The following is a 4,865-nucleotide window of genomic DNA, read 5'->3' on the forward strand; positions in this document are numbered from 1 at the left end:
CGGATCATGCGGTTAGCTGAATCGTTCTACGGTCAGACGTCAACCCGTCAAAAGTCGGGTGCTCGAGGACTCTGTGTATAGGAGAAGTCGAAAGCGCATTCATTGAATCTAAGGGGCTATTTTTATCCGAACTCAAGAAGATTGTCGCAGCGTGATTCAAACGAATTTATGCATGTCCTTAAGCTCCCCGCTTTCGGACTCACGCAAAAATTTTCTGCGCAATCCTCTCATGCCAGATAGCCATGCCCCATGATCATTACCTTTTGCTTTGCAATACTGTGCAACTTGAGGGTGGGGCAAAATCAAAAACTCTTTTGCCGCAATACCTTCGAGTATCTTGTCCGCAGCTGTCTGTGCAGAAATGAGCGATCCAACAGCTTCGGTATCATCGCTCATGTCAATCAACGAAGTCGCAACATATTGAGGACAAACGACCGAGACATCGATCCCATCATCGCCGTGAGTAATCGCAAGCGACTCGGCGAAACTCACAGCGGCATGCTTGCTCGCACTGTATGCGGCGTCACCAATTTGATTCAAAAGCCCCGCCGCAGACGCCACATTAACAAGATGGCCACTGCCACGTTTTATCATCTCAGGCAGCAAGAGACGCGCAGCAAAAACATGCGCCAATACATGGACTTCCCAGTTCAATTGCCAAGTTTCAGTACTGGCAGAAGCGGCATGATCCGGCTCAGGTTGGGCAAGACCAGCATTGGAAACGAAAATATCGATCGGTCCGAAGCGGTCTTGAGCACCAGCGATCAGGTCACAAATATTAGCTTCCTTGCGGACGTTGCACTGGACACCAATCCCGTTAACTTCGCGGGCAATATCAGCGGCGGCATTGCCATCGAGGTCAGCAATACAAACATTCGCGCCTTTGATGGCAAAAGCACGCACCAATGCGGCCCCGATACCACTTGCACCACCTGTTACAACAACCGTCTTATTCTCAAACATAACAGATCCTTAGATCAAAAATTGTGCCAAAATTTCATCATCGGTGATGTCAGTGTAGGCAAACCCAGCATCTGTAAGCTTGGCAAGCAAAAGCGAAAAGTTTTCAGCTTTCTTGGTTTCAAGGCCAATCAAAATAGAACCAAAGTTCCGCGCCGACTTTTTGAGGTATTCAAAACGGCTAATATCATCTTCTGGACCCAATATGCTCAGAAATTCTTTCAGGGCGCCTGGCCTTTGAGGCATCCGAAGAACGAAGTACTTTTTCAGCCCTGCAAATCTTTGTGCCCGCTCTTTAACCTCAGGAAGACGTTCAAAATCAAAGTTGCCACCCGACGCGATACAAACGATTTTTTTGCCTTTGATTTGCTCTTTCAAATCGCTCAAAGCATCAAGAGCAAGCGCGCCAGCAGGTTCCAATACGATGCCTTCAATGTTCAACATTTCGAGCATCGTTATGCATAGTCTATCTTCATGGATTTGAAGCGTGTTCGACAAAGGGACATCACTCAAAATTTGAAACGTGCGCGCACCGATTCGACCGACCGCAGCACCATCTGCAAAAGTGTCTACACGCGGTAAATCAACTGGCTCTTGAGCGCTCAACGCTGCAAAAAGGCAGGCACCTCCCAGCGGCTCAACAAAAGTCATTTCACTTCGCGCACCGATGTAACCACGAACACCTGCTGACAAGCCACCGCCACCAACGGGTAGAACTATGCGATCCGGCATTTCACCAAGTTGCGCTTCGATCTCAACGGCAACGGTTGCTTGGCCTTCAATCACGTCATCATCGTCAAAGGGCGATAAAAAATGTCCTTTAACACTTTCACAATGCGATTGAGCCGCGCGCAACGTGTCATCGAAATAATCGCCGATCAGCTTAATCTCAATCGTATCGCCGCCAAAAATACGGGTCTTTTCGATCTTTTGCTGAGGCGTCGTCACAGGCATAAAAATCGTACCGTTCACATCAAAATGTTTACACATATAGGCTACACCTTGGGCGTGGTTACCGGCGCTCGCACAAACAAAATTCCGTTTGTCGGGATCATTGCTTATGACCTTGCGCATTGCGTTAAATGCGCCGCGCAATTTGTAGGATCGTACCGGCGAAAGATCTTCGCGTTTAAGCCAAACCTCCGCGTCATATTTCTCGGATAAATGTACGTTACGCTGCAAAGGCGTCGGCGGAAGAACTGCGCGAATGGCGTGCTCTGCGAGAATTGCTCTATCTTGAAAACTTGTCATTCTTTGTGTCTGACGCAGCGCAGAGAGGCATTCAAGCTTTATAGATCAGCACTCGCCTTGCTCCGATCCCAAAAACACGGTATCGCGCGCTCAAATTCTCCTGAAAGGAACCCCTGATGACTGCGCCCAAAAAAGTCGTTTTGGCCTATTCCGGCGGCCTCGACACTTCGATCATTTTGAAATGGCTTGAGACGGAATATGGTTGCGAAGTAGTGACCTTCACTGCTGATCTCGGTCAAGGCGAAGAACTAGAACCTGCGCGTGCCAAGGCCGAATTAATGGGCGTTAAGGATATCTACATTGAAGATGTGCGTGAAGAATTTGTGCGCGACTTCGTATTTCCGATGTTTAGAGCAAACGCTGTCTATGAAGGTTTGTACCTTCTTGGTACTTCGATCGCGCGCCCGCTAATCTCAAAGCGCTTGATCGAAATCGCTGAGGAAGTTGGCGCTGACGCAATTGCGCATGGCGCGACCGGCAAAGGAAATGACCAGGTTCGTTTCGAATTGGCCGCGTATGCGCTTAACCCCGACATCAAAGTGATTGCGCCGTGGCGTGAGTGGGATTTGACGAGCCGCACCAAGCTGCTCGATTTTGCGGAGCAGCATCAAATTCCAATCGCCAAGGACAAGCGTGGCGAAGCGCCATTTTCTGTTGATGCGAACCTGCTGCACACGTCTTCTGAAGGTAAAGTTCTCGAGGATCCAGCAGTAAGCGCGCCTGACTATGTGTATCAGCGCACGGTCGCGCCAGAGGATGCGCCGAACGAACCTGAATTTATTGAGGTCGGGTTTGAGCGTGGCGATGCAGCTTCGATCAATGGTAAGGCGATGAGCCCAGCTACGATCTTAACGAAGCTTAACGAGCTTGGCGGAAAACATGGCATTGGTCGCTTGGATTTCGTTGAAAATCGCTTCGTCGGTATGAAATCGCGTGGTATCTACGAAACTCCAGGTGGCTCTGTGTTGCTTGAAGCGCATCGCGGTATCGAACAGATCACACTCGATAGCGGTGCAGGCCATCTCAAAGATAGCCTAATGCCACGCTACGCAGAGCTGATTTACAACGGCTTCTGGTTCAGTCCAGAGCGCGAAATGTTACAAGCAGCGATCGACAAAAGCCAAGAGCATGTGACCGGAACAGTGCGCCTAAAGCTTTACAAAGGTGCGGCAACTTGTGTGGGCCGCTGGTCCGATCACAGCCTTTATTCCGAAGCACATGTGACGTTTGAGGATGACGCAGGCGCCTATGATCAGAAGGATGCCGCTGGCTTTATTCAGTTGAATGCTTTGCGCCTAAAACTGCTTGCAGCGCGAGCGCGTCGGTTGAAAAAGTAGACACTAAATTGGCAATTTATGCGCTGCCAGTCTCTCATAGAGTGGCAGCGCTTTTTCGTTGACCGATGCCAAATCGCCGCGCAATTGCGGCATATCCTTCTCAACTTTTGCAAACCCAGAAGAGCGATGCACTGCGTCATACCAGTGCGCGGCCCAAACACCATCGAACGGTTTCGGCCCTGTGTCCCAGCTGAGCATCGCGCGATCCCACTCAAGATCGATCGAGCTGCACAGCGCGCGAAGGCTACCCTCGGGGTTCATGCGTATATCACTGGCGTCAATCACAAGTGCACGCTCGCCCAGCGCGACAACATGTTCAAAGATCTCTAACTGTTGCTTAAATCCGATGTCAGCCAAGCTTGGCGTATCGTGCTTATTAGCCCAACTCGCGAGGACCCTCGCCGGATGGCGGATTAGGAAAACGTTTTTAACCTCGGTTAACCAATTGCGCGCAATTGTCGGTAACATGTGTTGAGTCATGTGCTTTTGATAGTGGTGAATGCTCGGGTCACCCCCGATAAGCTCTTCTATTACAGCTTCCGCATCCACATTTTGCGACGCGATCACTTCATCGCGCATAGGGTGGGACAATCCAGTCTGCGCAAGATAGCTCGCATAGAATGGTTCATCCACGACACGCATGTCACTGCGATTGGCGAAACTATACATCAGCGCTGTAGAGAGGTTGCGCGGGCCGGACCACATGGCGATTTTCACAGAGTTCTCCCCCAATTCATGCGAACGCTAAGCGCTGAAACGAAACAGGCCAAGCGGTAAAGTTCACTCACCAAGCCGTGACATTGCATGACACACGATTGATTACGCGGGCCTGCTGGCGTTAGCGTCAGGAAAAGGAGTTCAGACATGATCCAACTAAAGCAAATCAAACCTGCTATTCTCGCCGGACTTATCGCCATCGGCCTCTCCATGCATTCTCAACCCGCCCAAGCGGCAGGCACAGAGATTTTGACCGTCGCCGGTGGATGTTTCTGGTGCGTCGAAAGTGATTTCGAACGGGTGCCAGGCGTTAAGGAAGTCGTCTCTGGTTACACTGGCGGCAAGAAAAAGAACCCGACTTACAAAGATGTCACCAAAGGTGGCTCGGGTCACTACGAGGCAGTTCAAATTCAATTTGATCCCTCTAAGGTGTCACGCGATCAACTCTTGAACATGTTCTTCCGCTCTGTCGATCCTACAGATGCAGGAGGTCAATTCTGTGATCGCGGCGACAGCTATCGCACCGCGATTTTTGTCTCTATACCGCTGCTACCCCAAAACCCGAATTTTTTCATGGGTTATGACGCGGAAATTGTCTGA

General features: G+C 50.3%; 4 protein-coding genes and 1 pseudogene. 2 read left to right on the forward strand and 3 right to left on the reverse strand.

What is annotated here, in order from left to right:
• Nucleotides 1-156: 156 nt before the first annotated feature.
• Both PFRI_RS03995 and ilvA read right to left on the reverse strand, forming a co-directional pair.
• Nucleotides 157-963: an SDR family NAD(P)-dependent oxidoreductase gene (locus PFRI_RS03995; protein WP_072629452.1), complete on the reverse strand. Its 807-nt coding sequence runs from the start codon at nucleotides 961-963 to the stop codon at nucleotides 157-159.
• 9 nt (nucleotides 964-972) lie between these two features.
• On the reverse strand, nucleotides 973-2,211 hold the full coding sequence (ilvA, locus tag PFRI_RS04000) for a threonine ammonia-lyase IlvA (protein WP_072629453.1): 1,239 nt from the start codon (nucleotides 2,209-2,211) through the stop codon (nucleotides 973-975).
• Nucleotides 2,212-2,327: 116 nt separating this feature from the next.
• Between ilvA and PFRI_RS04005 the strand changes: the two genes are divergently transcribed.
• Entirely contained in the window at nucleotides 2,328-3,548 is a 1,221-nt protein-coding gene (locus PFRI_RS04005; RefSeq protein ID WP_072629454.1) for an argininosuccinate synthase, read from the forward strand.
• 3 nt (nucleotides 3,549-3,551) lie between these two features.
• Here the strand turns inward: PFRI_RS04005 and PFRI_RS04010 are convergent, their stop codons facing one another.
• On the reverse strand, nucleotides 3,552-4,265 hold the full coding sequence (locus PFRI_RS04010; RefSeq protein WP_072629455.1) for a sulfotransferase-like domain-containing protein: 714 nt from the start codon (nucleotides 4,263-4,265) through the stop codon (nucleotides 3,552-3,554).
• Between the two features lie 147 nt (nucleotides 4,266-4,412).
• On the opposite strand from PFRI_RS04010, the pseudogene msrA reads away from it, so the two are divergent.
• A pseudogene (gene msrA / locus PFRI_RS04015) lies at nucleotides 4,413-4,805 on the forward strand (peptide-methionine (S)-S-oxide reductase MsrA); the annotation flags it as partial.
• Nucleotides 4,806-4,865 lie beyond the last annotated feature (60 nt).

This window comes from Planktotalea frisia (genome assembly GCF_001890925.1).
Classification (GTDB): domain Bacteria; phylum Pseudomonadota; class Alphaproteobacteria; order Rhodobacterales; family Rhodobacteraceae; genus Planktotalea; species Planktotalea frisia.